The sequence below is a fragment of the Streptococcus didelphis DSM 15616 genome (assembly GCF_000380005.1).
Taxonomy (GTDB): Bacteria; Bacillota; Bacilli; order Lactobacillales; family Streptococcaceae; genus Streptococcus; species Streptococcus didelphis.
Genome location: NZ_KB904196.1, coordinates 64,075 through 89,818, shown reverse-complemented (window position 1 = coordinate 89,818; position 25,744 = coordinate 64,075). Strand labels below are relative to the sequence as shown.

Genomic DNA, 25,744 nt, shown 5'->3' with positions numbered 1-25,744 from the left:
ATTCCTAAAACTTAACCTTTGTTTCTTTTATTTTTATTAAAAAAGCACAGTTCAAATGATTTTATGTCAAGAATAGGGTATACTTGAAGCATACTGAGAGTATTCTTACTATTTTATATATTTATAATAGAAGGGGAGATTGATATGGAGAAACCTATCATCGAGTTTAAAAATGTTAACAAAATATATGGGGATAAGGTAGCCGTAGAAGAAATAAGCTTACAGGTTTTACCAGGTGATTTTATTTGTTTTATTGGTACTAGTGGTTCTGGAAAAACAACCCTCATGCGGATGGTCAATCGAATGCTTAAGCCTAGTAATGGTAGCATCTTGTTCAAAGGAAAAGACATTTCCCAATTTAATCCTGTCCAATTAAGACGAAAAATTGGCTATGTTATTCAAAATATTGGCCTAATGCCTCATATGACCATTTATGAAAATATTACCCTAGTGCCAAAATTATTAAAGTGGTCAGAAGAAGACAAACTAGCTAAGGCCAAGGAACTGATAAAGCTTGTGGAACTGCCAGAAGACTTTTTATATCGTTACCCTTCAGAATTATCTGGTGGTCAACAACAAAGAATCGGAGTCATTAGAGCTTTAGCAGCAGATCAAGACATTATTTTAATGGATGAACCTTTTGGAGCTCTTGATCCTATTACCCGCGAAGGTATTCAAGAACTGGTTAAAAGCCTGCAAGAAAAGATGGGTAAGACTATTATATTAGTCACTCATGACATGGATGAGGCTTTAAAACTAGCAACCAAGATTGTCGTTATGGATAAAGGTAAGATGGTTCAAGAAGGGACTCCTACTGAATTGCTTCATCATCCAGCGACTACCTTTGTGGAAAAAATGATTGGTGAAGAACGCTTGATTCGTGCCCAATCTGATATAACACCAGTTAAATCTGTCATGATAAAAAATCCTATTGCTATCAGTGCTGATAAATCTTTATCTGATGCCATTACCCTTATGAGAGAAAAACGGGTTGACTCCTTATTTGTTACTGAAGATGGAAAATTGCTCGGGCTTATTGACATTGAAAGTCTAAGTCAACACTTCCAAAGCCATTTATTAGTATCAGATTTAATGACCAAAATTACCTTTGCTGTTCAAGAAGAGGCTATCTTGCGAGATACTGCCCAAAAAATCCTCAAACGGGGCCTAAAATTTGCACCTGTTGTTGATACTGAAAACCGATTGAAGGGAATCATTACACGGTCATCCCTAGTTGATATGCTTTATGACTTTATCTGGGGAACTCAAGGAAGGGAGGAAGAGTAATGGCTGATTTTTTTGCACAATATGGTAGTCGGCTACTTGTAAAAACCTGGGAACAAACTTATATTTCAGCATTAGCCCTAGCTTTTGGTGCTCTTGTAGCCATCCCTTTAGGCATAATCCTGACAAGATTTCCTAGACTAGCTAAGATTGTTATTGGAATAGCTAGTATGCTGCAAACTATTCCCAGCCTAGCACTTTTGGCGATGATGATTCCTATTTTTGGAGTAGGAAAACTCCCTGCTATCCTTGCCTTGTTTATCTATTCCCTCCTTCCTATTTTAAGAAATACCTTTGTAGGGTTAAATAATGTAAATAGTGATCTAAAAGATAGTGCTAAGGGGATGGGTTTGTCTTCTGTCCAGTCGATTTTTCAGGTAGAATTACCCTTGGCCATGCCAGTTATTATGGCAGGAGTTAGATTATCGGCCATCTATGTTATTGCCTGGGCTACCTTAGCCTCTTATATTGGAGCAGGTGGTTTAGGAGATCTGATTTTTAGCGGTTTGAATCTTTTTCAACCAGAATTGATTATTGGAGGAACTATTCCTGTTATTATCTTATCTCTCGTTTCAGATTTTTTACTGGGAAGCTTAGAGAAGCATCTCTTACCAAAACAAACTAGTGGGGTGAAAGCATGAAGAAAAAAATATACGTTACTATTTCTGCCCTGCTTATTCTCATAATAGCTATCTTTTCCTATAGGGCCTATAATCATGAAGATGGTCCCAAGGTCAAGATTGCTGCTCAAAGTACAACAGAATCAAGTATCATGGCTAATATTATTGCCGAATTAATCCATCATGAGTTGGGATATCAGGCTACTATTGTTCCTAACTTAGGCTCTTCAAATGTAACCCACCAAGCTCAACTTAGAGGAGATGCGGATATTTCAGCTTCTCGTTATACAGGAACAGATATTACTGGCGCTCTAGGGATGGCTACTATCAAGGATCCTAAAGAGGCTGCAAAAGTCGTTAAAAAGGAATTTCATGAGAGGTTTGATCAAACCTGGTTCCCAACCTATGGCTTTTCAGATACCTACGCTTTTATGGTCACTAAGGATTTCGCTGAAAAGAACCAACTTGAAACTTTTTCTGATATGGCTAAGATTAAGGACAGTGCTAAAGTCGGCATTGACAGTACTTGGCTGAACAGAAAAGGGGATGGCTATTCTGATTTTACCAAGGAATACGGTTTTTCCTTTGATAAACTTTATCCCATGCAGATTGGACTCGTTTACGATGCTGTTTCGGGTAATAAAATGCAGTCGGTCTTAGGGTATTCTACAGATGGACGTATCCAAAGCTATGATCTTAAAATCTTAAAAGACGATAAGCAATTTTTCCCTCCTTATGAATGTTCTATGGTTGTCAGCAATAGTATCCTTAAAAAATACCCTGACCTTAAAAAATTACTGCACCGCCTAGATGGCAAAATCAACCTAGAGACAATGCAACACTTAAATTACAAGGTTGATGATAGACTTCTTGAACCATCAGTTGTTGCACAAGAATTCCTCAAAGACAACAATTATTTCAAAGGAGGTGACAGCAATGAGTGATATGTCAACCTGGGAGCAGCTGCTTTATTATTTCAATCATAATGGAAGTTATATCCTCTCTCAATTCTTAAGGCATTTTTTAATATCAGCCTACGGGGTAGTCTTAGCTGCCCTTGTGGGAATCCCTCTTGGTATTATTATTGCTAGACGCATAAGACTTAGAACATTTGTTATGGGAATAGCAAATGTTCTCCAAACCATTCCCTCACTAGCCATGATTTCGATTTTAATGCTGGGGTTGGGACTTGGAACAAAAACTGTTATTGCGACTGTTTTTCTATATTCTCTCCTGCCAATCATTAGCAATACCTACACAGGTATCCGGAGTGTGGACGATGATTTAATTGATGTAGCTAAAGGGATGGGGATGACTAAAAGCCAACGCCTTATCATGGTTGAGTTACCCCTATCCTTATCCGTTATCATGGCAGGTCTTAGAAATGCACTTGTAGTTGCCGTAGGAATAACTGCTATTGGAGCTTTTGTTGGTGGTGGTGGCCTTGGAGACATTATTATCCGAGGAACTAACGCAACAAATGGTGGCGCTATTATTCTTGCAGGTTCATTGCCAACAGCCCTTATGGCAATCTTATCAGATATTATTTTAGGTTTTATTCAACACCTCTTAGAACCTCGAAGTGCTAGATAACTTAGTAAGCATAAAAACTTACTCATTTTACACCTGCTATTAAATCAGCATAAACCTAAAAAGAGGCTGAAACAAGGTTCAACCTCCAATATAAAAAGTGAACAAGCTTAGTTTTCTGCCGCTCAGAATTCTAGCTTGTTCACTTTTTGAATGTATTAAATTATAAAACGTAATAAAAGATTTCTAACAATACAACCTTTTTAGGACAGTATTTTTTGTCTTTTATTTTTATTTTGCAGTTAGGATTTCTAGTGTTTCAATTAGGTTTTCGGCATTGACTTCAATACTATCACCACTAGCTTTAATCTTCACTTCAACAATACCTTCTGAAGCTTTTTTACCAACTGTAACTCGGATTGGTAGACCAATTAAATCACTATCTGAGAATTTTGAACCGACCCGTTCATTACGGTCATCTGTTAATACTTCATAACCTTTTGCCATTAGGTCCGCCTCAACTTTTTCAGTCAAGTCTTGGGCATTTTCATCCTTACTATTAACTGTAATGAGATGAACATCAAAAGGTGCTAATTCTTTAGGGAAATTAATACCCCAAGAATAACGGTAGTCTCCTTTAGCTGTCTTGGTCACAAATAATCTGGCGTGTTGTTCAATGACAGCAGATAAGATGCGGCTAACCCCGACACCATAGCAGCCCATAATAATTGGAACAGATCTTCCATTCTCATCAAGAATATTAGCTCCCATGCTATCAGAGTAGCGCGTGCCTAGTTTAAAGATATGTCCTACTTCTATTCCTCGTGCAAATTGAAGGACTCCTTGTCCATCTGGTGACATTTCCCCTTCTTTAACTTCACGAATATCAACATATTCAGCCTTAAAGTCACGATCAGGATTGACACCTTTGAGGTGGTAACCGTCTTTGTTGGCACCTGCAACAGCATTGGCCAGGTCTTCGACATTCCGATCAGCTATAATACGCACATTTTCTGGAAGATTTACTGGTCCTAAGGAACCAAAATGAGCTCCCATAATTTGGAAAGCAGTTTCTTCAGAAGCTACTTCAAGGAAATCTGCTCCTAAATAGTTTTTCAACTTAACATCATTAACATGATCATTTCCTACCAAAAGGGCAACAATAGGCTGATCATCAGCTATAAAGACTAGGGTTTTGATTACTTGATGAGAATCAATATTGAGGAATTGAGATACCTCATCAATTGATTGACAGTCTGGTGTTTCTACTTCAAGAAGGTCTTCATGAGAAATAACTTTTCTTGATGGTTTATAGGCATTGCTTGCCATTTCTAGATTGGCAGCATAGCCTGATTCACTAGAATAAACGATAGTATCTTCTCCTGAAATCATCCATGAACTTAATTCGTTTTTAATGTCATTTAAGATATGTTCTGGAATGTCATCAATAGAAGGAATTGATTTATCTAGGCTCAGCCAACGGTTCAAGTCTGTACGTTCTGGGGTAATGGCCATAAATTCTTGAGAGTCTTTTCCTCCCATAGCTCCGCCATCTCCAATAATTCCCTTAAATTCTAGACCTGCTCGTTTAAAGATAGCTTCATAGGCCTGACGATAATCCTCATAGGTAAGGTCCAAATCCTCATAGCTTTGATGGAAACTATAGCCATCTTTCATGATAAATTCACGTGTCCTTAAGAGGCCATTACGGGGACGTTTTTCATCACGGTACTTAGATTGAATTTGATATAAGTTTAAAGGTAATTGTTTGTAAGATTTAACAGCATCTCTTACTAGAGTAGTCAAGGTTTCTTCATGGGTTGGCCCTAAGATAAAATCAGATTTTTCCCTATTTTTTAACTTGTAAAGGTCTTCACCATAGGTTTCATAACGTCCTGATTCACGCCATAAATCTGCCGTCAATAAGGCTGGCGCCAGCATCTCTACTGCACCAATTTTGTCGAATTCTTGACGCATAATAACTTTTAACTTTTCGATGGTACGATTTGCTAAAGGTAAATAAGCATAAATCCCAGCCGACACTTGACGCACATAGCCCGCACGAACCATTAAAGCATGGCTGATAACTTGGGCATCACTTGGCATCTCACGTAAGGTTGGAATAAGCATTTTTGATTGTTTCATTTAATTCTCCTATTAATTAGAAAAAGGCACGCATAATATCATTCCAGGTTACTGCTATCATTAATACTAACATGATAGCCACTCCGGCTAAGGTAACATATGTCTCGGTTTCTTGTTTGAGGGGTTTTCGTCTAATAGCTTCGATAATGTTTATCATTATTTTCCCTCCATCTAAGGCAGGAATCGGAATAAGGTTAAAAATCCCTAAGTTGATAGAGAGCATTGCCATTAGGTTTAAAACAGATTCCAAGCCATTTTTTGCTGCTTGATTGGACATTTGATACATAGCAACTGGGCCACCTAATTTATCAAGGCTAAAGCCTGTTATTAAATTCTTTAGGGCCACTACAATGATCAAGGCCCCGTTAGCTGCCATTTGAAAACCACCAAATATCTTGTCTAGAATGCCTGTTTTTAAGGGAGCATGAATACCAATAACATAGGACCCATTTTCTTTTTTAGGTTTTAAGTTAACTGTTTTTTCCTGTCCCTTTGAATTTATCAGAAAAGGAATTGCTTGATTAGTTTTTTGGTCTTTAGTAGTCTCTGATAAGGCACTTATAATGTCTTGCCAATTATCAACCTTATGAGAACCCACTTTTAGAATCTGATCATTTGTTTTAATGCCAGCCTTGGCAGCAGGACCATTATCTACTACAGTAATATGGTTACTTGAATAATCAATAGTTCCCCCCTGCATAAAGACCAAGATAACAAAGACAAAAATCCCTAAGATAAAATTATTCATTGGACCAGCAAAATTAGTGATCAATCTTCCCCAAATACTTGCATTTTGATATTGAACATCTTGAGGGGCAATTCGGATTTCTGTTCCATCTTCTTCAACTATGGTAGCATCATGATCAACTGGGTAGGTCTTTGTCTCATCAATAACAAGACCAGTAATAAAGAGTTTATCTTCCAAATCATAAGCTGTTACATTCATAGGTAAGCTAGTTGGATCTAGTTTACCTTTTGATAAATTGATGCGTTTAACCTGACCTTTATCATTTAAGGTCAAGCTTGCTGGTGTACCAATTTTTATTTCTGTCTTATCATCTCCCCAACCAGCCATGCGAACATAGCCTCCGAGAGGAAGAATCCTAATCGTGTAAAGGGTTCCTGCTTGGTCAACATGTGAGAAGACCTTGGGACCCATCCCAATAGCAAATTCTCTTACAAGAATTCCTGATTTTTTAGCAAAATAGAAATGTCCAAATTCATGGACAACAACTAAAATACCAAAAACAATAATAAAGGTAAATAAGCCTAACATATAATTCCTTTCAGTCTATTATTACTATGTAAAGAAGTCTAGAATAAACCAAAGAGATGCATTAGAGGAAAAACAAAAATCATTGAATCAAAACGGTCTAAAATACCACCGTGACCAGGGATTAGTTTTCCTGAATCTTTGACTTCGAAATGTCTTTTAATAGCACTTTCTACCAAGTCACCAAATTGTGCAAAAATCGAGAAAATGGCCACAAATAAAAGCATACTAATAAAGTTATGGGGAGCATAAACACTTCGATCAACCAGCATAAAAACAAAGGCAAGAACTACTGCACAAGCAATTCCACCTAGGCTACCTTCGATAGTTTTATTGGGAGAAACTTTAGGTAAAAGCTTGTTTTTCCCAATTCTTCGACCAACAAAATAAGCACCCATATCAGTTGCCCAAACAATAAAGAGGGCTAAGAGAACCTTATCAATCCCTGCTATTCTTGCATTAACTAGATTTTGAAAGCCAATACCAATATAAAGACTTGAAGCTATGGGAAAGGCTGCATCTTCAAATGAGTAATGGTCACTGTTTATGACTGTCCCTGCTAAAAGTAAAAAGACTAATATACCAAAACAGGCAAAATTAGCATTAATTGGTAAAAAGGTTAGGTAGTTGTCCATAGGGATTGTTAAGACAAAGGCTGCTAACATGGCTAAGATCCCTTCAAAGGAGAAGATTTCTAATTTCTTCATGCGCATCATCTCTGTTACCCCAATCATGGCTAAAAGAGCCACAAATAACTGAAAGGATAACCCTCCTAGAAGTAAAAAGGGTAGGAAAATGGCAGCAGCTATTGTCCCCCAAATTACACGTTCTTTCATTCCATTTCTCCTTTATAAGCCACCAAAACGACGGTGACGACGGTTAAATTCTTCTAAAGCCTTTATAAGCTCTGCTTTTTTAAAATCAGGCCATAAGACAGGTGTGAAATAAAATTCACTGTAAGCAGATTGCCAAGGTAAGAAATTACTCAAGCGTAGCTCTCCACTGGTACGAATAATTAAATCAGGATTGCGATAAAGATAGGGTAGATGATCTGTCATTAAATAATTAGCTATTAGATCTTCTGTAATATCTCCAGGATTTAAATTAGCATCCAAAACATCTTGTGCAATTAGTCTCACGGCGTTAGTGATTTCTGCTCGTCCTCCATAGTTCAAAGCAAAGTTAAGGACAAGACCTGAATTTTGTCTGGTAGTTTGAATAGCCTTATTTAAAGCTTGTAAAGTCTCTTGTGGGAGACGATGGGTTTCCCCAATCATTTGAATGCGAACATTATTTTTATGTAATTCAGGAACATACTTGTCAAAAAATTCCACCGGAAGGTTCATAATAAACTTGACCTCATCTTGGGGACGAGACCAATTTTCTGTTGAAAAGGCATAGACGGTTAATACCTTTACCCCATATTCAGAAGCTGCAATGGTTACTTCCTGAAGGGCATCCATGCCTGCTTTGTGTCCAAAAACCCTTGGTTTTAAACGTTTTTTAGCCCAACGTCCATTACCATCCATAATGATTCCAATATGTTTAGGAATTTTTTCTAATTTGATTTCTTTTGATTTTATTCTTAACCTTATCATCTTACTTCCTTATTTAAGCATACTTAGTTTTATTTTACCATAAATACTGATGTTTGACTTGTCTTTTATGATTGAAAACACTAAAAAAGAGCTATTATGACTAATTTTTACAACCTAGCCATAGATAACTCTATTTTTATTTTAGAATCTTCCTAAAAATTGCAAAAATTCTCAAAAAGAAAGAAAAGGCTTTTATTATTTTGTTTCAATAACAGAATCTATTTGATTATTAGTATCAAGAGCAGTTTCTTCAGCAAGAGGAAGTGTGTCATCTTCAACAAGACTTGCACTTTCAGCCTTATTTTCATCTACTGGCAACAACTCTGCACCGTATTTTGAAACAACCCGTTTAATAGCTGATAATTCAAAAGGTAAAAAGACACCGTCAACATCTAAAACAATGCGATTTGTTTCTTTGTCAATTTCATCTACAAAGGCAAACAAGCCTCCAATAGTAACAACTTCATCGCCTTTTTCAATAGTATTTAATTGATTTTGACGTTCTTTTGCTTGTTTTTTTTGCTGGCGTTGCATGAAGAAAATCAAGCCAATCATTACAACAAACATTAAAATAGTAGAAAAACCCATAATATCTCCTTAATTATATATAAAAGTCATGATTAACTATAACAAATTTACCTGCACATAGCAAGGAAAGGCCAAGAAAATAAGCCTTAAGATTGAATAAGGTCTAAAATTTCGTCTTCACTTAGGGAAGAATCACAGACCTCTTTTAGCTTATCTGCTTTCTTGACCAGTAATCCTGGTACAGTCCTGATATTATAAGCTTGTCTAAGCTTTTGAATATTATGACTATCACTTACGTTATCTGTATCAATAAAATAGACTTTGAGATTCTTATCTTGGCTAACATGGACTAATTTAGGGGCAAATAACCGACAATAAGGACAGCTAGCTCTCCCAAAGAAGGCAACTAGCTCATCTTCTTTTTCAATATATGCTGTTAATTGCTCACTAGTTACTTCTTTAAAATGACTGACTGCTTCTTTGAATTCCATCTTTCTTCCCCTTATTATGAGTTTCTTTCTATCTTAACCAAAATAGGCTGGTTTTTCAAATCCTCTTACTTTTAAAGCATTTGCCTAAGTTTGCTCATGGAGCACGATAAATGGGTTATCTTGGATTTCTGTTAACTTATCGACTGCTTTTACAAGTCTTTTTCATAGCCATTTGGATGGCTAGAATGCCAGGCCCAGGCTGTTTCAACGATTTTTTCAATATTATCAAATTCTGGTTGCCATCCCAAGATTTGTCTAGCCCTACTGGAATCAGCCACCAAAATATCTGGATCTCCATACCTAGGTGCCCCAATTTCTGCAAGGATAGCCTTGCCTGTTATTTTTCTAGCAACCTCTAGGATTTGGAGATTGGAAAAACCAGTAGATGAGCCTAGATTAAAGGCATCTGATGGCATACCTTTTCGCAAATAATGTAAAGCTTTGCTATGCGCTTGCGCTAAATCAAAGGGGTGAACATAGTCTCGCACATTGGTTCCATCATTTGTGTGATAGGAATCTCCGAAAATGATGATCTTGTCACGAAGACCTTGAGCAACTTGTAAGACTATGGGTAAGAGATGGGTTTCAGGGTTATGGTCCTCCCCGATACTTCCATCTGGTTTGCAACCTGCTACGTTAAAATAACGGAGGGCAACATATTTTATCCCATAAGCCTGATCACACCAGGCCATGATTTTTTCCATCATTAGTTTACTTTCGCCGTAGGGATTGATGGGTAACTGTGGACTACTTTCCTTGATAGGCATATGCTCTGCTTTTCCATAAGTAGCTGCTGTAGACGAAAAAATGATTTTTTTGACCTGATACTCTTTCATCACTTGAAGTAACTTAACCATACCAGCAGTATTGTTATCAAAATACTTGAGAGGGTCCTGCATTGACTCCCCAACTTGGGAGTAGGCAGCAAAATGAATGACCGCATCAATGCCAGGGTGTTTAGCAAAGACCTGACGCATAAAGGGCTGATCTGCCAAATCTCCTTGATAAAAGTGGGCTGCCTTATGAATGGCTTGTTTATGACCTGTAACAAGATTATCTACGACAACAACCTCTTCCTTATCAACTTCTATCAGTCTATCAACCATATGGGAACCAATATAACCCGCTCCACCTAAGACCAAAACAGTCATTATAAGTCTCCTTCTATTCCTACACTCTTAATAAAATCGGCAAAAGCAGCTCTACCTTGCAAATCCATTTTATAGACCCCTGCATCTTCCAAGACCCTTACAAATACTTTACCAACTTCTTTTTCTAGCAAATCATGGGCAGACCCTTCATAGGCTTTAGCTTGATAGCTTGCTTTCAACTGATCAGCCCACTCTTGATGATAATCAGCCACCTCAGCTACTTGACCCAGAAGATACATCTCCACTTCTTTTAACTCTGCCTTTAAACGAGGTGGCAAGATAGCCAGACCCATAACTTCTATCAAACCAATGTTTTCTTTCTTGATATGCTGGAGTTCTTTATGGGGGTGATAGACTCCGTCTGGAAATTCAGGACTAGTATGATTATCACGCAGGACAAGGTCAAGTTCAAATAGGCCCTCTCTGCGCCTTGCGATGGGGGTTATTGTGTGATGGGGTTGGTCCCCGGAGAATGCACGAATATCAACCTTCTCATCACTATAATAGCGCCAAGTTAGTCGGATTTTCTCTGCTAATTCTACCATTTGGCAACTATCATACCCCTGTAAGCGAATAACCGACATGGGCCACTTGAGGATAGCTGCTTTGATATCAGGAAATCCCTTGAAAACAAATTCCCTTTCCAGCTCTGCCAATGCCATAGGAAAATCATGCTTTCCCCCTTGATAATGATTATGGGATAATATGGAGCCCCCAACAATTGGTAAATCAGCATTTGAGCCAGCAAAGTAGTCAGGAAAAATCTCAACGATAGCTAATAGCTGTCTAAAGGTTTCTTTAGAAATGACCATGGGGCGATGTTGGCTATCCAAAAAAATGCAATGTTCCTTAAAATAAGCATAGGGAGAATATTGAAAGCCCCATTCTTGCTGATTCAACTTAAAACGGATAATCCGGTGATTCGCTCGCGCTGGGTAATCAATCCGCCCCTGATAGCCCTCATTTTCCATACATAATTGACACTGGGGATAGCTAGATACTTTAGCTAATTTTGCAGCAGCAATAGCCTTGGGGTTTTTTTCTGGCTTAGATAGGTTAATTGTGATTTCCATATCACCATAGGGAGATGGGCTTTTAAAGGTGAGGTTCTTGGCAATTGCCGAAACTTTTATATAGTCATTAGCTTGACTTAATTGGTAAAAATCTGCTATCGCCTTCTGAGGAGAAATCTCATAGGTTGACCAAAACTGAGCATTTAAGTGACTTGGTAGTGGTGTGATAAAGTCCATTAGTTGGGAACCAAGGCAATCTCTTTCTTCTCTAAGCGAGCCAATCTTACCATTTTTTACAGCACGCGCCACCAATTTTTCTTTAAGGTAAATCAAATTTCTTTTCCCAGAAATTGCCTGTGCTGAGTCTTCTCCTACTAAGGCTAAGATTCTGTTAGTAAGGTATATTTTGTCCAATTCTTGATAAGCTGACCTAGCAATAATGGCTTTTACAAATTCTTGAATGAGTTCCATATTGTTACTTTCTTTTTGGCTTATAGAGGATGTGTCCCTTGAGCAATATGAGCTATATAGAAATCTGCTGCATAGCCCATTTTATCCTTATATATTTTCCCAACATTTTCTTTAAACTGGTCTAGCTTACCTTTTTCAACAATGGCAATGGCACAACCCCCAAACCCAGCACCTGTCATCCTGGCTCCTAAGACACCTTCTTCTTGCCATGCAGCATGAACCAAGGTATCTAATTCCACACCCGTCACTTGATAGTCATGTTCCAAGGAGACATGAGAAGCATTCATTAAACGTCCAAATTCTTCTAAGTGTCCTGCTTCTAAAGCCTTGCCAGCTAGCAAGGTACGCTGGTTTTCAAGCACTGCATGACGAGCTCGTTTCATTCGGTTACCATCCTTAATTAAATAAGCATATTGATCAAAGCTAATAGCATTTAGTTCTCCTAGTGTCTCAATGTTTAGGAGACTATTTAGTTCTGCTACTGCTTTTTCGCATTCTGTTCGTCGTTCATTATATTTTGAATCAGCTAATTCACGACGTTTATTCGTATTCATAATGACAATCACATGTGACCCTAAATCAAGTGGCACCAATTTATATTCCAAATTATTGGTATCTAAATAAAGAGCACATTTTTCAGCTCCCATACCAATAGCAAACTGGTCCATAATGCCAGAATTTACCCCTATAAATTGATTTTCGGTTTGTTGGCCGATTTTTACTAAATCAAGTCTATCTAATTGGAGCTGAAAGAGACCTTGGCAAATACATCCTACCAATAATTCTAAAGAGGCAGATGAGGATAGGCCAGCACCATTTGGAATGTTTCCCTCTACGTAGAGATCAAAACCACTGGCAATGCTGTGTCCTGCTTCTTGTAAAAATTTAACCACCCCCTTAGCATAATTGGCCCAATTATCTTGAGCATCATAGATAAGTTCTTGTAAGTTGACTTCTATAATGCCAAGTTCTTTGAAATTAGCTGAATAAAAACGTAAAACTTGATCATCTCTTTTTCTGGCAGCACCATAGGTTCCTAAACTTATGGCCGCTGGGAAGACATGGCCTCCATTATAATCTGTATGTTCCCCAATCAGATTAATACGACCTGGTGAGAAACATAGGCACTCTGGCTCTTTTTGAAAAATAGCTGCAAAAGCTGCTTCTAGTTCTGTCTTAGTCATTTTTTCTCCTTTGGATATGATACTTTTATTGTAGGTAATCCTTTTTTAGGAGTCAATATTTTTACTAAAATTTTACTAAAATAATCACTGGATACATGAGCTATGCTATAATAAAGAAAACAGGTAAAATGAGGTAAAAAATGGTAACTTTAAAAGATATTGCTAGGCAAGCAAAGGTTTCTCAAGCAACTGTTTCCAGGGTTTTAAATAAGGATGCTAGCTTGTCTGTCAGTGAAAATACGAGACATCGCATCCTCACACTTGCTGATGAGCTCGGCTATTCTAAACATCAAAAAACCACAAATAGTCCCAAAGCCAGGCAAAAAATTGCCATTTATCAGTGGTATAGCCAGCAAGAAGAGTTAGATGACCTCTACTATTATTCTATTCGTATTGGCCTTGAAAAAAGGGCACAGGAATTAGGGTATGATATTGTCCGCTTTTTTAATGATGATAATTTTTGTTTGGAACAAGAAGTCATAGGTATTATCGCAATTGGAAAATTTAGTACTAAGCAGATTCAGAAATTAGAAAGGCACAAGCGAGAAATTGTTTTTGTCGATTTTGATACCCTCACAGCAGGTCATCACTGTGTAACAACAGACTTTGATCACTCAGTTACCATGGTACTAGATTATTTCCTAAGCAAAGGCTTAACTAAAATAGGAATGCTTGCTGGTCAAGAAAAGACAAGTGACCAGCTAGAGACCCTTATTGACCAGCGCTTTCGAAGCTTTAAGCACTATGCTCATGAAAAGGGGATTTATCAGGCAGACTATCTGTTTGTTGGAGAATTTTCAGCCCAATCAGGTTATGACTTGATGATGACTGCTATCAGCTCTTTAGGTAAGGAGTTCCCACAGGCCTTCTTTATAGCCAACGACTCACTTGCTGTGGGAGCCTTACGAGCCCTGCAAGAAGCAGGAATAGCTGTACCTGATAGCGTCAGTCTTATTTCTTTTAATGATACCCCAATCACCAAGCAGGTCTACCCAGCCCTAAGCAGTGTGACTGTTTTTACAGAGGAAATGGGAAGCACTGCTGTTGATATCTTGAATAAACAATTAATCCACCCTGGCCAGAGTGTTACCATGACCAGACTTGGAACCAAGCTAAGCCACAGAGATTCTAGCATCTAAATCTTTAAAGAAAACAAAAAATCAAACTACATAAAAACAGACAATCCCTTACCAGATTGTCTGTTTTTTCTATTAACTCCCCTTGCCATTTTGTCTATTAAAGCCCTTTTAAGTCAAATTACTTAGAACTAGAATCATCATAGGCTAGAGGACTACAGGCGCTGCGAGTAACATTCTTAGTTTGAATGTTTTGAGATAATATATTGTTACGTGCTATTACGATCTCATTAGATTTTGGTAGTACATTATACCCCACATCATTTACAGTATTATTAGTTGATGTATCTAATAATTTTATAGTGCAAGAACAGCGAGTTTTATTACCTTGAAGGTCATTTGCTTGTACTGAACTAGTCGTTAATAGTGTTAAAAATGCTAAGAAAGCTGGGCCAATAAGGCGACTCACTTTTTCTTTCATACTTTATAAATCCTTTCATTTTTAATATCCCACTAAAGGGCAAGCAGAGATGTTTGTAAAACTAACTCTGTAAATCTTCTTTTGCTTTAACTAGTTAAGGCAAAAAATATTATCACTCTATTATATTAAAAGGATTTCTTTATCAAACTCATTATATTATATTTTAATTAGAAAACAATGGCAATATTAGAGGGTGTCATTGTTTTAAATCTCCTTAAATAAAGAGCACTTTTTATTACTTACCTTTCTTAAAGTAAGAATAAACCACAAGTCCTAGTAACCCTCCTAAAACTGCTCCAAGAAGAGTCGATAAAAGCATTTTTAAGCCCGATTTTTGCTTGTCATCATTATCTCTAGCCTCAGCTTGCGACTTAAAGTTAGCCTCCTGCTTACTTGACTTCTTCTTAGCCCCGTCTTCTCTATCTTTTCCAAACTGAGACTGGTCTTTATCTTCCTTTTTATCTTCTTTTTGAGAATTGGCTAGAAGCTCTTGAGACAAGGAGTTGGGACTCATTGTTTGTTTAGCAGCTCCTATTAATGTATGAGTATGGTTAGCACCCTTAACCATATCTTTAACTAAACCCAGATTTTCTTTGTCAGCATCCTCACTAGTATTCTTCTGCTCAGCTACATCTGCTGCGAGCTTTAGAACGGCGGCAGTCAGACCAGTAAGACTTATTCCATTATCAGCGTAGCTAATTCCTACCGGATTGACCAAGGAAACAAGGCCTGCACGGTCTGCGTCTACAAGTACCTGGCCTTTCAACCATTCTTTATCAAGATTAAAGTGTCTGGTTTTGTTATCAGCGTTCACAAGAACCAGGTAACGATCCCCATTTGTAGCTCTTAACTCATAAGCAATAATCACATCTACTTGACCAAGTCCATTCTGACCTGGAATAGTAAGGAGCTTGACATTTTCATCTACTAAGACCTTACTGCTTAAGCGAAAAGCATCACTTGATCGGCGTAGGGCAATTAGACCCTTGGTATAGGCTTGGCTCTTAACATTTTCTGGATAGGCCTTAGCATCGGTTGCCTTTTTCCAATCAAAATGATTAATAGCATCAGTAGAATCATAAGAATCATGGATAAAATAAGGGTATTCAAAGGGGCTTCCATCTTCATTGACTAAGAGGTGAGACTTGTTAGGGACCTTATCACTTGGGACAATACCTTTATAGGCAGGATCTCTAAATTGTTTGCTACGGCCATATTCTTGTCCTGAATGGATAAATGGTGTCCCCTGAGAGGTTAGGATAAGCAGATTACCCAGCCGTAAACGACGATGAATTTCTGCATTATTGTCTGCTTTTGCGGGATCTTTTTTAATAGACTGGGCAATGATATCAAATAAGCTTAAATTATCATGAGCCGCAATATACTGAATCACATCACCTGGATCATCTGCTGTAAAATTATTTGGCTGAGCCTTAATATTATTGAAAAGGCCATAAATATCTTTTTTACCACCTGTAATAAAGGCTGGCTGGCCTTCATTACCAAAACCTGACTTAAGCATGTTTCTGATGTCATCTGAGAAGGAAGCTACTGTGTCTGTTTTACTCATCCATTTCTGGTCAGCGGGCTCTTGTGGCATATTTTCATCACCAGCATAAGTTACCCAGCCTTCACCCAACATAATAATGTTTGGATTAAGGGCTTTAGCTGCCTTATAAGCTGTCTCAATAGACTCGGCATCATGATCTCCCATCATATCAAAACGAAAGCCATCAACCTTAAACTCTGAAACTAAGTATTTGATTGAATCAACCAAAACACGGCGAGACATGTAATGGGTGGTTCCTAGCCTTCCTCCCCCAAAACTACTTCTTGGACTTCCATCAGCATCCATAAAATGATAGTAGTTGGGTTCTAAATCTTCAAATAAAGACAGCTTAGCAGTGTGATTATACACCACATCTAAAATGATACCCATACCACGTTTATGAATCTCATTAACGAGATTTTTAAATTCTATAATCCGTTTTGAAGGGTCAGCTGGGTCTGAAGCATACATTCCCGTTAAGGCAAAGTAACTCTGGGGGTCATAACCCCAATTGTAGTTATTACCACTGGATGAATAGTTGTTAGATACTTCCTTGTTCATCTCATTAACAAAGTAATAAGACATGACTGGTAACAATTGAATATGGGTTACACCTAGTGACTGTAAGTAATCAAGGCGTTCTGTAAAGGCAGAAAAAGTCCCAAAATGATTTTTGAGCTCGCCAGAAATAGCAGTGTCTGATGTAAAATCTCTAACATGTGCTTCATAGATAATAGCATCTTCTCTATTTTTAAAGTTCTGAATATTAGCATAGGTCAAGTCTTTTGGACCAAGCTGGCTAGGGTTAACAAAAGCAGCTTTAGCAAGAGCATACGCTGGTCCCTTATCAGCTAATTCTGAGTTCCAGGCTGCCAAGGATTTAGCATAGGGGTCTAAAACCAAATGTGATTTGCCATCACGTATAATATCAAAGTGATAATAATAGCCACTATAATCAGTGATTCCAAGATGTGACCCTTGATTAAGCTTTATAGACCATTCTCCCTTGTCACCTTTTGTCATAGCAGCTTTAGCAAGAACATGATCTTGATCAGTCTTATCATAGATAATAAGGTCTACTTTTTCTGCACTAGGTGACCAAAGAGTCACATCTACTTCTTGACCATTTTCAGATAGCCTTGCTCCTAAAGGCCCATCATAGGCATAAAGGGCATCCTTATATTGCCAATTACTGCTTGCTGTAAAGGTGTCCGATTTGTAAGTCACTTGATAAGGCCCATCTGCTGCTGAAAAGTCTCCTGAAATTAAGATTGTTTTTGATTCAGGTTGAAGCAAAATATCAGTTATGGAAATAGAGGCACTAGTCTTAGCAGTAACTTTTAAATCTTTTAATAGGCTTGGCTTATCAAGTCCTTCAAAACTGGTTAGACTAGCTTGAATCCTATGTGGACTAATCTGCTGTGCGCCTAAAATACGAACCGTATTGACAAAGAAAGGATTGGTATAAACACTAGCATCATCATCTCTTAAGAAGATTTGACTATGATTTTTTAGATTTGTAAATTTATAATCTTCCTGTCTAATTTTGACAGCATCTCCACTCTTACTTTTATCTAGAAGTATGAAGCCTATTTCATTGGGTAAGTCACTTAATGCCACATCAAGGTAAGCACCATAGTCTCCACCTTTTTTGAAAGAAAGGCCATCTGGCCAAGTCTTTAATTGACTAGAAACAGATTTATCAACATTGCCCCAAATCCATAGAGCTTTATCATCATAGTTGCCATCTGTTCTGAAATAATTGATTCTGACTGTTCCTGCTTTTTGTGGTTGATAGTAGTAAGTTTTATAGTTCTGGTCAAACCAAACTTCCTTTATGGTTTGACTAAGAATGTCTAGTGACTTATCCCCAGTAAGATTCTCTCCTTTACTATTATTTATCAACCATTTAATCATATTTCTTGGGCCTTCAGACATTTTTATATCCAGATAGAGACCATAGTCATCAGCTTTTGCTTGGGAAAAGCTTGTAGCTCCTTGTGGCCAGGCCCCATTTTTTCCTGATGGAGTCGCTACATCTTCCCAAGTCCAGAGGCCAATACTAGCTAAGTCTTCAGAAGGTAACTTTTGGTAGTGCATCCTAATAAAACCTGATTCAATAGGCTGATCAGCTTTGGGAAGAATGGCCTCTTTTAAAGGAGCTTCACTTACAGGGGCTGTTTGACCTGCTACCAACTGCTTAGCACTTTCTAAAGAAAGAGTGCCTTCTGGAGAAGGCTTGTCTAAACCTACTTGACTGACATCTCCACTAAGCTCTTTTTCCTGCTTTGCTTCATCAGAGTCAACTGGAGCTGCTATTTCAAGAGCACCTAAGTCCTGTAGAGACTCAGTCTGACCTACTTGCTCTGCGATTATAGAATCTCGAAGGTCACTTTTAACAATCCTTGGAACTGATACTTCTGCTAGTTCATCAGCCGCAACCCTAGCCCCCAGAAATAATAAGCTTGAAGCAATGGTAACTGAGGCCACCCCTAACTTTAACCGTCTGATAGCAAAGACCTGTCTTTTTTCTGCTAGCTGTGTGGCTTGCTTTTTTAGAATTACCTGATGCATAATCTTCTCCTTAAACTTTCTTTAATATAAGTATAAGGTCTCTATAGCAATAAAGCAAGCGCTTTCTTAATTGTTTTAAGAGACTTATTTTGATAGCTTTAAGAAGCTTGAATTAATTGCACAAGCGCTTTCTAAAACTATAAAAAATAAGACAGCTTTTATTCTGTCTTATCTGCTTATTTTTTGATACAAAAGGCATCCCAAGCTTGTAGGCGCTTGGTTTCTAACACCTTGTTCACATCTGTGTTGGCGATAATAACTTCTGCAACTCTTAAATCTTTGGTGAAGGCTTGCTCCTGATCAGACACATTCACAACTACCAAGTAAGTATCTTCTCCTAATTGACGTTCATAGGCAAAGACCTTATCTGCTGTGTCTAAAAGTTTGAAATCTGCTTCAACAAGCCAGTCTTCCTTTTTACGTAAACTAATTAATTTTTGGTAGGTATAAAATAGAGAATCCTTATCTGCTAAAGCTGCTTCAACATTAATTTCTTCAAAGTTAGGATTAATTGGCAACCATGTCTTGTCTGCTTGTGAAAAACCAGCATTTTTTGAGCTGTTCCATTGCATTGGTGTTCTGGCATTATCACGGCCAACTTGTCGAATGCTTTCTAAAATAGTCTCTTGACGCATACCATTTTCCAAAGCTTCTTTAGCATAGTTCAAAGACTCAATGTCATTAACTTCACTTAAATCTTTAAAGGGATAGTTGGTCATTCCTATCTCTTCACCTTGGTAGATATAGGGAGTTCCACGCATGAGATGTAATAAGATAGCCATTGCTTTCCCAGATTTTACACGATAGTCCTTATCATTGCCCCAAATGGATAAAACACGAGGGAGATCATGGTTGTTCCAAAAAAGCGAATTCCAGCCTTGACCTGGTTGTAATTCATTTTGCCACTTACTAAAAATCCTTTTGAGTGCGGCTACATTGAGTTCTTCTTCAAAATCCCATTTAGGTCTGTTTTCTTTATGCTGTAACCCAATATGTTCAAATTGGAAAACCATTGATAATTCATTATTTTCAGGTCTGGAATACTGGCGAGCAATTTCTGGAGTTGCCCCCCAAGTTTCACCAACGGTCAATAAATCATGCTGACCAAAAGTTGCCTGATTCATTTCTTTCAAATAATCATGTAGCTTGGGACCATTTCCTGTAATTTCTAAATCTGGGACTTTGCCAATTAAATCGATAACATCCATCCGGAAGCCACCAATACCCTTATCTATCCAGAAATTCATCATATCATAAATCTTATGACGCAGGGTTTCTTTTTCCCAGTTTAAATCAGGCTGCCTTTTACTAAACAAATGAAGATAGTATTGACCAGAAGCCTCATCTAATTGCCAAGCAGACCCTGAGAAAATCGACATTAAGGTATTGGGTTCATCCCGCCAAATGTAGTAATCACGCTCAGGACTATCAGGGTTTTGTCTTGCTTCAATAAACCAAGCGTGTTCATCAGAGGTGTGATTGACTACCAAGTCCATAATGATTTTAATCCCACGCTTATTAGCTTCTGCTAAAAGAGCATCCATGTCCTTCATATCACCAAAAATGTCAGCTATATCTTGGTAGTCAGAAATATCATAACCATTGTCATCCATAGGAGACTTATAAACAGGAGATAGCCACAGGGCTGTAATGCCTAATTCTTCTAAGTAGTCTAATTTTTGAGTAATTCCTTTTAGATCTCCAACACCATCGCCATTACTGTCAAGAAATGATCTTGGATAAACCTGATAAATTGTCGCTTGATGCCACCAATGTTTTTTCATCTTATGTATCTTTCTAATTTCTTTTTCCTTAAATAAAGTCCTCAAACGTTAATTTGAGGACCTTTTATTATCTCAAGTAGGGGATTATTAACGAATTGCTTGCTCTGTATCTAAATCAAAGAAATGCCCTTTAGCAACATTAAAGGTTAAGTTAACCATTTCACCAGGATTATGGAAATCACGCGCATCTACACGAGAGGCAAATTCAGTAGCTCCTAACTTAACATAAAGCATGGTCTCTGAACCAAGAAGTTCTGACACCAACACTTCTGCTCTAACACTCGCATCTGGATAGGTATCTTGTACGATTTGATTGCTTGAAATATCTTCTGGACGAATGCCAAAAACAACCTTTTTACCCTTGTAACCAGCAGTATCGAGAATTTTTTCTTGCCCTTCTGGAATAGCAATATCTAAACCTTGATCACTTGTAATACGGCCATCTTTAACAGTAACTTCAAAGAAGTTCATAGCAGGGCTGCCAATAAAGCCGGCAACAAACTTGTTAGCTGGTAAATTGTATAATTCTTGTGGTGTCCCAACCTGCTCAATTTTACCAATAGTACCATTTCCTTGAGGATTTTTAGTAGCACTCATGATAACAATACGGTCAGCCAAGGTCATAGCTTCTGTTTGGTCATGGGTAACATAAATAGTTGTTGAGCCGATACGACGGTGGATTTTAGCAATTTCAGCCCGCATTGACACACGCAATTTAGCATCTAAGTTTGACAAAGGTTCATCCATCAAGAAAACCTTAGCATCACGTACAATTGCACGCCCCATAGCCACACGTTGTCTTTGTCCACCAGAGAGGTCTGCAGGTTTTCTTTCTAGGAATTCTGTTAAGCCTAGAATTTGTGCTGCTTCTTTGACACGTTTGTCGATGTCATCTTTTTTGTATTTACGTAATTTTAGTCCAAAAGCCATGTTATCATAAACTGACATATGGGGATAAAGGGCATAATTTTGGAAAACCATGGCAATATCACGGTCTTTAGGTGACTTGTCATTAACGACCTCACCAGCAATTTTTAATTCTCCTTCGGAAATATCTTCAAGTCCTGCAATCATACGAAGAGTCGTTGATTTCCCACAGCCTGAAGGACCTACAAAAACAATGAATTCCTTGTCTTTAATGTCCAAATCAAAATCTTCCACAGCATAATGAGTGGTGTTTGGGTATTTTTTGTAAATGTGATTTAGGTTTAATTCTACCATAATTGGCTCCTTTATAGCGTCAGCAGTCTTTTAGTGTCAAATAAGCTGGACTGCTACTTTGATTAGTGATGTCTTTATTATATCAAAGAAAAGGCTTTCAAAAAATAGACAAGGCGCCCAAATATTTTTGGGCACCTTGCACAAGAACTTATTTTTGAGTGAGAAGATAGGCAAAAGCTAAATCGTCTAAATGTTTCAGGTTTAGGCCTGTTTGGTGACTTAATTTATCCAGTTTGTATTGGAGGGAATTCCGGTGAATAAATAATTTTTGGGCGGTTTGAACAAGATTCGCATGAGATTGCCACATAGCCTTAACAAGTTCAGCCACTTCACTGCTTTCTTTAATCCTTTGGTTAAAATAAGCCATCACACTTGGTAAAGACTGACCAGTTAAGAGTCCCCACAAAATGACTTCTGAAAAGGTAAGAAGGTGACCAGCAGACTTCTGGGACAAATAAGCCGTCAGCAAACGATTTTCTTCTTCAAAACAATCACGCAAACTGCTAGCAGCCACCTTATGCCAGCTATTGCCCATAAAAATTGTCAGGGCTAAGCCAAAATCACTCTCAATTGTCGGCAGAAGATCTCCTAAAAGTTGCAAGAGGTCTGATGAGCTCTCTTGTGGGCACAAGAGGGCTGTTCTGGTCTGACTGATAGGCAGGACTGCCTCCACTTGCCCAATCATACCCCTTAACAAATCAATTAATTCTAGAGATAAGGGAAGGTGATGGTTAAGATAAATCAACTGACAATTCTCAAAACTCTCAGGAGGCTGCCCCTCATGTTCAAGCAGATAATGATACCAAGGCGACCTTAACTGTCCAAGTGAAACTTGCTGGCCACGCCCCAAAGCTAGTAATAATTGTTCTCGCTCTGATAAACTGTCCTTAGGAAAGTGCAGGTAGTGCCCTTCTTCTTCAATGCTAATCCAATCTTGATCAGGTAAGGGAAAAGAGCCCACTTGCATATCTGGAAATAAATCTTTCAGTGTCATAGCCTTCCTTTTCATATAAGTTACTTAGGGCTTATCAGCGATTTTTAGTATCAAGGATAATGGTTACTGGGCCATTATTAATGAGGCTAACCTGCATGTCGGCTCCAAAGACACCACACTTAACAGGCACAAACTGTGCTAACTGTTCATTAAAGCTGTCATAATACTTACTAGCCATATCTGGTTTGGCAGCTCCTGTAAAGGCAGGACGGTTGCCCTTTTTAGTGTCTGCATAAAGGGTAAACTGAGAAACAGATAAAATACTTCCTTTAATGTCTTGAATGGATAAGTTCATTTTACCATTCTCATCTGAAAAAACTCTCATATGAGTGATTTTACGCACAGCATAGTTAATATCTTCTGCCATATCACCTGGACCAACACCTACTAAAAGGAGTAAGCCCTCTTTGATAGCGCCAGCTATTCCCCCATCAATCGAAACAGAAGCTTCTTTGACGCGTTGAATGATAATCTTCATGGTCACATCTCCTTTTAGCCGTTAGTTCGTTTAACATTGTAGATATCAGGGACTGCCTTTATCTTTTCAACAACCGTAGTCAAATAGGTTAAATTGGGAATTCCAAAGCTAACATGGATATTGGCAAACTTCATGTCTTTGGTTGGTTGGGCATTTACAGCAGAAATGCTTTTGGTTGAATTAGATAGGATTTGCAGGACATCATTTAAAAGACCTGTACGGTTTAAACCATAGATATCAATTTCTGCCTGATAATCCTTGCTAGAAGTTTCCATATCCCATTCTACATCTATCAAGCGTTGTTCATAGTTTTCTTGGTTCTTGATATTATTACAATCTGCTCTATGAATAGCTATTCCCCGGCCTTTGGTAATGTAACCTTCAATAGGGTCGCCTGGTACAGGATTACAGCACTTGGCAATACGCATCAGTAGTCCTGTAGCTCCTTGGATAATAACTCCATTTTCACTTCTAACCTTAAGCACATCCTTATTTTCATGCTTAATTTCGCCACCCTTAACTAATTCTTCAGCTTCTGCCTTAGCCTTAGCACGTTCTTCCTGACGGCGTTCTTTTTCTGTTAATTTATTAAAGACTGATACGGGACTAATATCTCCAAAACCAACAGCTGCATATAGGGACTCAACACTCTTGACACTTAAACGAGGGAGTATCTCTTCTATACTCTTACGGTCAAGGTATCTATTAGCTATATGTCCCTGTTCTTGGAAATAACCAACTAATAATTCACGGCCCTTATTGATGGACAATTCCTTGTCTTGATTTTTAAAGAATTGACGTATTTTATTGCGAGCCTTATTGGTTTTTACAATTTTTATCCAGTCCCTACTTGGACCAAATGAATTAGGGTTGGTAACAATTTCAACAACGTCACCTGTTTTTAATTTAGAGGTTAGTGGAATCATCCGACCATTAACCTTGGCACCTGTCGCTTTCTCGCCAACCTGGGTATGGATAGCATAGGCAAAATCAATCGGACCTGAATCTTTGGGCAATTCCTGGACTGCACCAGTTGGGGTAAAAACATAGATGCGTTCTGAAAAGATATCTTCTTTAACAGAGTCTACAAAACCTTTAGCATCACCATCTGACGCATCCTGAAGTTCCACTAATTCATTAATCCAATTCATCCCAACTTTTTGGTCGTTTTGATTAACTTTTCCTTTTATCCCTTTTTTATAGGCCCAGTGAGCTGCAACCCCGTATTCAGCGACTTGGTGCATTTCTTTGGTTCGAATTTGAATCTCGATAGGCCCTTTAGGTCCGTAAACAGTCGTATGGATAGATTGGTAGCCATTAGCCTTGGGCGCTGCGATATAATCCTTAAAACGTCCTGGCATGGGCCGCCATAGCTCATGAATGTAACCAACCATAGCATAGACATCACTTTGGGTTTCCATGATACATCTAATAGCAATCAAATCAAATATCTGATCAAACCTTTTTTTCTTATCCCGCATTTTACGGTAGATGGAATAGATATGCTTTGGCCTGCCATAAACATCCCCATAGAGTCCTTGTTCATTCGTATAAGTAAGGATTTTTTCAACAATTTCATCAACCAAGGCTTCGCGTTCACGACGTTTTTCCTTCATCATATGGGAAATCTTATAAAAATCAGTCTCGTCAAGATAACGAAAAGCTAAATCTTCAAGTTCCCATTTAATACGACTAATCCCTAAACGATGTGCCAAGGGAGCATATATTTCCATGGTTTCACGAGAAATACGTTCTTGTTTGTCTTTACGTAGATGTTTCAAGGTACGCATATTATGCAAACGGTCAGCTAATTTTACTAAAATGACTCTGATGTCTTTCGACATAGCCATTAACATCTTGCGATGATTTTCAGCCAGTTGTTCTTCATGCGACTTGTATTCAACTTTACCAAGTTTTGTCACACCATCAACAATATCACGAACGTCTTTACCAAAATCAAGTTCAATATCATCTAGGGTAATATCAGTATCTTCAACCACATCATGCAAAAAACCACAGGCCACCGTCACAGCATCTAAGTGCAAATCCGCTATAATACCAGCCACTTGAATGGGATGAATAATATACGGTTCACCTGATTTTCTAACTTGATAAAAATGCGCAGCCGTCGCATATTTTAAAGCTTTTTGAACAAAGGCAACATCGCTATCATTCATATAAGTAGCCGTAAGAGCTATTACTTCTTCCCCTGTTAAATTAATTTCTTTGACCATCTCTTCCTCGTATCCATTTCTTTTTCCTATTTTAACACTTTCAGCACAAAAGAAAAAGAAAGAAT

21 protein-coding genes are annotated in these 25,744 nt (G+C 38.0%); 5 read left to right on the top strand and 16 right to left on the bottom strand.

Going from position 1 to position 25,744, the window contains the following annotated elements; all coding sequences use genetic code 11:
- The first annotated feature begins 144 nt into the window (after positions 1-144).
- The 4 genes from A3GU_RS0106795 to A3GU_RS0106780 are packed head-to-tail and all read left to right on the top strand — an operon-like array spanning position 145 to position 3,497.
- Positions 145-1,287, top strand: coding sequence for a betaine/proline/choline family ABC transporter ATP-binding protein (locus A3GU_RS0106795; protein ID WP_018366791.1), 1,143 nt, complete (start codon positions 145-147; stop codon positions 1,285-1,287).
- On the top strand, positions 1,287-1,925 hold the full coding sequence (locus A3GU_RS0106790) for an ABC transporter permease (protein WP_018366790.1): 639 nt from the start codon (positions 1,287-1,289) through the stop codon (positions 1,923-1,925). Before A3GU_RS0106795 ends, A3GU_RS0106790 begins: the two co-directional genes overlap by 1 nt.
- Complete coding sequence (locus A3GU_RS0106785) at positions 1,922-2,848, top strand: osmoprotectant ABC transporter substrate-binding protein (RefSeq protein ID WP_018366789.1); 927 nt, start codon at positions 1,922-1,924, stop codon at positions 2,846-2,848. The genes A3GU_RS0106790 and A3GU_RS0106785 overlap by 4 nt, the downstream gene beginning before the upstream one ends.
- Positions 2,841-3,497, top strand: a complete 657-nt coding sequence (locus A3GU_RS0106780; RefSeq protein ID WP_018366788.1) for an ABC transporter permease — start codon at positions 2,841-2,843, stop codon at positions 3,495-3,497. Before A3GU_RS0106785 ends, A3GU_RS0106780 begins: the two co-directional genes overlap by 8 nt.
- A gap of 228 nt (positions 3,498-3,725) precedes the next feature.
- Here the strand turns inward: A3GU_RS0106780 and A3GU_RS0106775 are convergent, their stop codons facing one another.
- The 9 genes from A3GU_RS0106775 to A3GU_RS0106735 form a co-directional block, all read right to left on the bottom strand.
- The gene (locus A3GU_RS0106775; protein WP_018366787.1) at positions 3,726-5,579 is read right to left on the bottom strand and encodes a proline--tRNA ligase; all 1,854 of its coding nucleotides are present in this window, start codon (positions 5,577-5,579) and stop codon (positions 3,726-3,728) included.
- A gap of 16 nt (positions 5,580-5,595) precedes the next feature.
- A complete protein-coding gene (rseP, locus tag A3GU_RS0106770) occupies positions 5,596-6,855 on the bottom strand; it encodes an RIP metalloprotease RseP (RefSeq protein WP_018366786.1) in 1,260 nt (419 codons plus the stop codon).
- Positions 6,856-6,893: 38 nt separating this feature from the next.
- A complete protein-coding gene (locus A3GU_RS0106765; RefSeq protein WP_018366785.1) occupies positions 6,894-7,688 on the bottom strand; it encodes a phosphatidate cytidylyltransferase in 795 nt (264 codons plus the stop codon).
- Between the two features lie 12 nt (positions 7,689-7,700).
- The gene (locus A3GU_RS0106760; RefSeq protein ID WP_018366784.1) at positions 7,701-8,450 is read right to left on the bottom strand and encodes an undecaprenyl pyrophosphate synthase; all 750 of its coding nucleotides are present in this window, start codon (positions 8,448-8,450) and stop codon (positions 7,701-7,703) included.
- 195 nt (positions 8,451-8,645) lie between these two features.
- Entirely contained in the window at positions 8,646-9,038 is a 393-nt protein-coding gene (gene yajC / locus A3GU_RS0106755) for a preprotein translocase subunit YajC (protein WP_018366783.1), read from the bottom strand.
- Positions 9,039-9,124: 86 nt separating this feature from the next.
- A complete protein-coding gene (locus A3GU_RS0106750; protein ID WP_018366782.1) occupies positions 9,125-9,469 on the bottom strand; it encodes a thioredoxin family protein in 345 nt (114 codons plus the stop codon).
- 149 nt (positions 9,470-9,618) lie between these two features.
- Positions 9,619-10,620 carry a UDP-glucose 4-epimerase GalE gene (gene galE, locus A3GU_RS0106745; protein WP_018366781.1) on the bottom strand — a complete coding sequence of 334 codons (1,002 nt, stop codon included), beginning with the start codon at positions 10,618-10,620 and terminating at the stop codon, positions 9,619-9,621.
- Positions 10,620-12,104, bottom strand: a complete 1,485-nt coding sequence (galT, locus tag A3GU_RS0106740) for a UDP-glucose--hexose-1-phosphate uridylyltransferase (protein ID WP_018366780.1) — start codon at positions 12,102-12,104, stop codon at positions 10,620-10,622. The genes galE and galT overlap by 1 nt, the downstream gene beginning before the upstream one ends.
- 20 nt (positions 12,105-12,124) lie before the next feature.
- On the bottom strand, positions 12,125-13,288 hold the full coding sequence (locus tag A3GU_RS0106735) for a galactokinase (protein WP_018366779.1): 1,164 nt from the start codon (positions 13,286-13,288) through the stop codon (positions 12,125-12,127).
- Between the two features lie 140 nt (positions 13,289-13,428).
- Between A3GU_RS0106735 and A3GU_RS0106730 the strand changes: the two genes are divergently transcribed.
- The gene (locus tag A3GU_RS0106730; RefSeq protein WP_018366778.1) at positions 13,429-14,427 is read left to right on the top strand and encodes a LacI family DNA-binding transcriptional regulator; all 999 of its coding nucleotides are present in this window, start codon (positions 13,429-13,431) and stop codon (positions 14,425-14,427) included.
- Positions 14,428-14,545: 118 nt separating this feature from the next.
- Here A3GU_RS0106730 and A3GU_RS0106725 read toward each other — a convergent pair whose 3' ends face one another.
- From A3GU_RS0106725 to A3GU_RS0106695, 7 genes are all read right to left on the bottom strand, one after another.
- The gene (locus A3GU_RS0106725; protein WP_018366777.1) at positions 14,546-14,845 is read right to left on the bottom strand and encodes a hypothetical protein; all 300 of its coding nucleotides are present in this window, start codon (positions 14,843-14,845) and stop codon (positions 14,546-14,548) included.
- Between the two features lie 235 nt (positions 14,846-15,080).
- Complete coding sequence (locus A3GU_RS0106720) at positions 15,081-18,968, bottom strand: pullulanase (RefSeq protein WP_018366776.1); 3,888 nt, start codon at positions 18,966-18,968, stop codon at positions 15,081-15,083.
- 176 nt (positions 18,969-19,144) lie between these two features.
- Positions 19,145-20,752 (bottom strand): glycoside hydrolase family 13 protein, encoded by a 1,608-nt coding sequence (locus A3GU_RS0106715; protein ID WP_018366775.1) that lies wholly within the window; start codon positions 20,750-20,752, stop codon positions 19,145-19,147.
- Positions 20,753-20,839: 87 nt separating this feature from the next.
- Positions 20,840-21,973, bottom strand: a complete 1,134-nt coding sequence (locus tag A3GU_RS0106710; protein WP_018366774.1) for an ABC transporter ATP-binding protein — start codon at positions 21,971-21,973, stop codon at positions 20,840-20,842.
- Positions 21,974-22,121: 148 nt separating this feature from the next.
- A complete protein-coding gene (locus tag A3GU_RS0106705; protein ID WP_018366773.1) occupies positions 22,122-22,967 on the bottom strand; it encodes a helix-turn-helix domain-containing protein in 846 nt (281 codons plus the stop codon).
- Between the two features lie 34 nt (positions 22,968-23,001).
- Entirely contained in the window at positions 23,002-23,445 is a 444-nt protein-coding gene (gene dtd, locus A3GU_RS0106700) for a D-aminoacyl-tRNA deacylase (protein WP_018366772.1), read from the bottom strand.
- Positions 23,446-23,459: 14 nt separating this feature from the next.
- Complete coding sequence (locus A3GU_RS0106695) at positions 23,460-25,679, bottom strand: RelA/SpoT family protein (RefSeq protein ID WP_018366771.1); 2,220 nt, start codon at positions 25,677-25,679, stop codon at positions 23,460-23,462.
- Positions 25,680-25,744 lie beyond the last annotated feature (65 nt).

What these genes read in the sequence shown, in the direction of transcription:
- A3GU_RS0106795 (WP_018366791.1), top strand. Translation starts at nt 145, where the DNA reads ATGGAGAAACCTATCATCGAGTTTAAAAATGTTAACAAAATATATGGG.
- A3GU_RS0106790 (WP_018366790.1), top strand. Translation starts at nt 1,287, where the DNA reads ATGGCTGATTTTTTTGCACAATATGGTAGTCGGCTACTTGTAAAAACC.
- A3GU_RS0106785 (WP_018366789.1), top strand. Translation starts at nt 1,922, where the DNA reads ATGAAGAAAAAAATATACGTTACTATTTCTGCCCTGCTTATTCTCATA.
- A3GU_RS0106780 (WP_018366788.1), top strand. Translation starts at nt 2,841, where the DNA reads ATGAGTGATATGTCAACCTGGGAGCAGCTGCTTTATTATTTCAATCAT.
- A3GU_RS0106775 (WP_018366787.1), bottom strand. Translation starts at nt 5,579, where the DNA reads ATGAAACAATCAAAAATGCTTATTCCAACCTTACGTGAGATGCCAAGT.
- rseP (WP_018366786.1), bottom strand. Translation starts at nt 6,855, where the DNA reads ATGTTAGGCTTATTTACCTTTATTATTGTTTTTGGTATTTTAGTTGTT.
- A3GU_RS0106765 (WP_018366785.1), bottom strand. Translation starts at nt 7,688, where the DNA reads ATGAAAGAACGTGTAATTTGGGGGACAATAGCTGCTGCCATTTTCCTA.
- A3GU_RS0106760 (WP_018366784.1), bottom strand. Translation starts at nt 8,450, where the DNA reads ATGATAAGGTTAAGAATAAAATCAAAAGAAATCAAATTAGAAAAAATT.
- yajC (WP_018366783.1), bottom strand. Translation starts at nt 9,038, where the DNA reads ATGGGTTTTTCTACTATTTTAATGTTTGTTGTAATGATTGGCTTGATT.
- A3GU_RS0106750 (WP_018366782.1), bottom strand. Translation starts at nt 9,469, where the DNA reads ATGGAATTCAAAGAAGCAGTCAGTCATTTTAAAGAAGTAACTAGTGAG.
- galE (WP_018366781.1), bottom strand. Translation starts at nt 10,620, where the DNA reads ATGACTGTTTTGGTCTTAGGTGGAGCGGGTTATATTGGTTCCCATATG.
- galT (WP_018366780.1), bottom strand. Translation starts at nt 12,104, where the DNA reads ATGGAACTCATTCAAGAATTTGTAAAAGCCATTATTGCTAGGTCAGCT.
- A3GU_RS0106735 (WP_018366779.1), bottom strand. Translation starts at nt 13,288, where the DNA reads ATGACTAAGACAGAACTAGAAGCAGCTTTTGCAGCTATTTTTCAAAAA.
- A3GU_RS0106730 (WP_018366778.1), top strand. Translation starts at nt 13,429, where the DNA reads ATGGTAACTTTAAAAGATATTGCTAGGCAAGCAAAGGTTTCTCAAGCA.
- A3GU_RS0106725 (WP_018366777.1), bottom strand. Translation starts at nt 14,845, where the DNA reads ATGAAAGAAAAAGTGAGTCGCCTTATTGGCCCAGCTTTCTTAGCATTT.
- A3GU_RS0106720 (WP_018366776.1), bottom strand. Translation starts at nt 18,968, where the DNA reads ATGCATCAGGTAATTCTAAAAAAGCAAGCCACACAGCTAGCAGAAAAA.
- A3GU_RS0106715 (WP_018366775.1), bottom strand. Translation starts at nt 20,752, where the DNA reads ATGAAAAAACATTGGTGGCATCAAGCGACAATTTATCAGGTTTATCCA.
- A3GU_RS0106710 (WP_018366774.1), bottom strand. Translation starts at nt 21,973, where the DNA reads ATGGTAGAATTAAACCTAAATCACATTTACAAAAAATACCCAAACACC.
- A3GU_RS0106705 (WP_018366773.1), bottom strand. Translation starts at nt 22,967, where the DNA reads ATGACACTGAAAGATTTATTTCCAGATATGCAAGTGGGCTCTTTTCCC.
- dtd (WP_018366772.1), bottom strand. Translation starts at nt 23,445, where the DNA reads ATGAAGATTATCATTCAACGCGTCAAAGAAGCTTCTGTTTCGATTGAT.
- A3GU_RS0106695 (WP_018366771.1), bottom strand. Translation starts at nt 25,679, where the DNA reads ATGGTCAAAGAAATTAATTTAACAGGGGAAGAAGTAATAGCTCTTACG.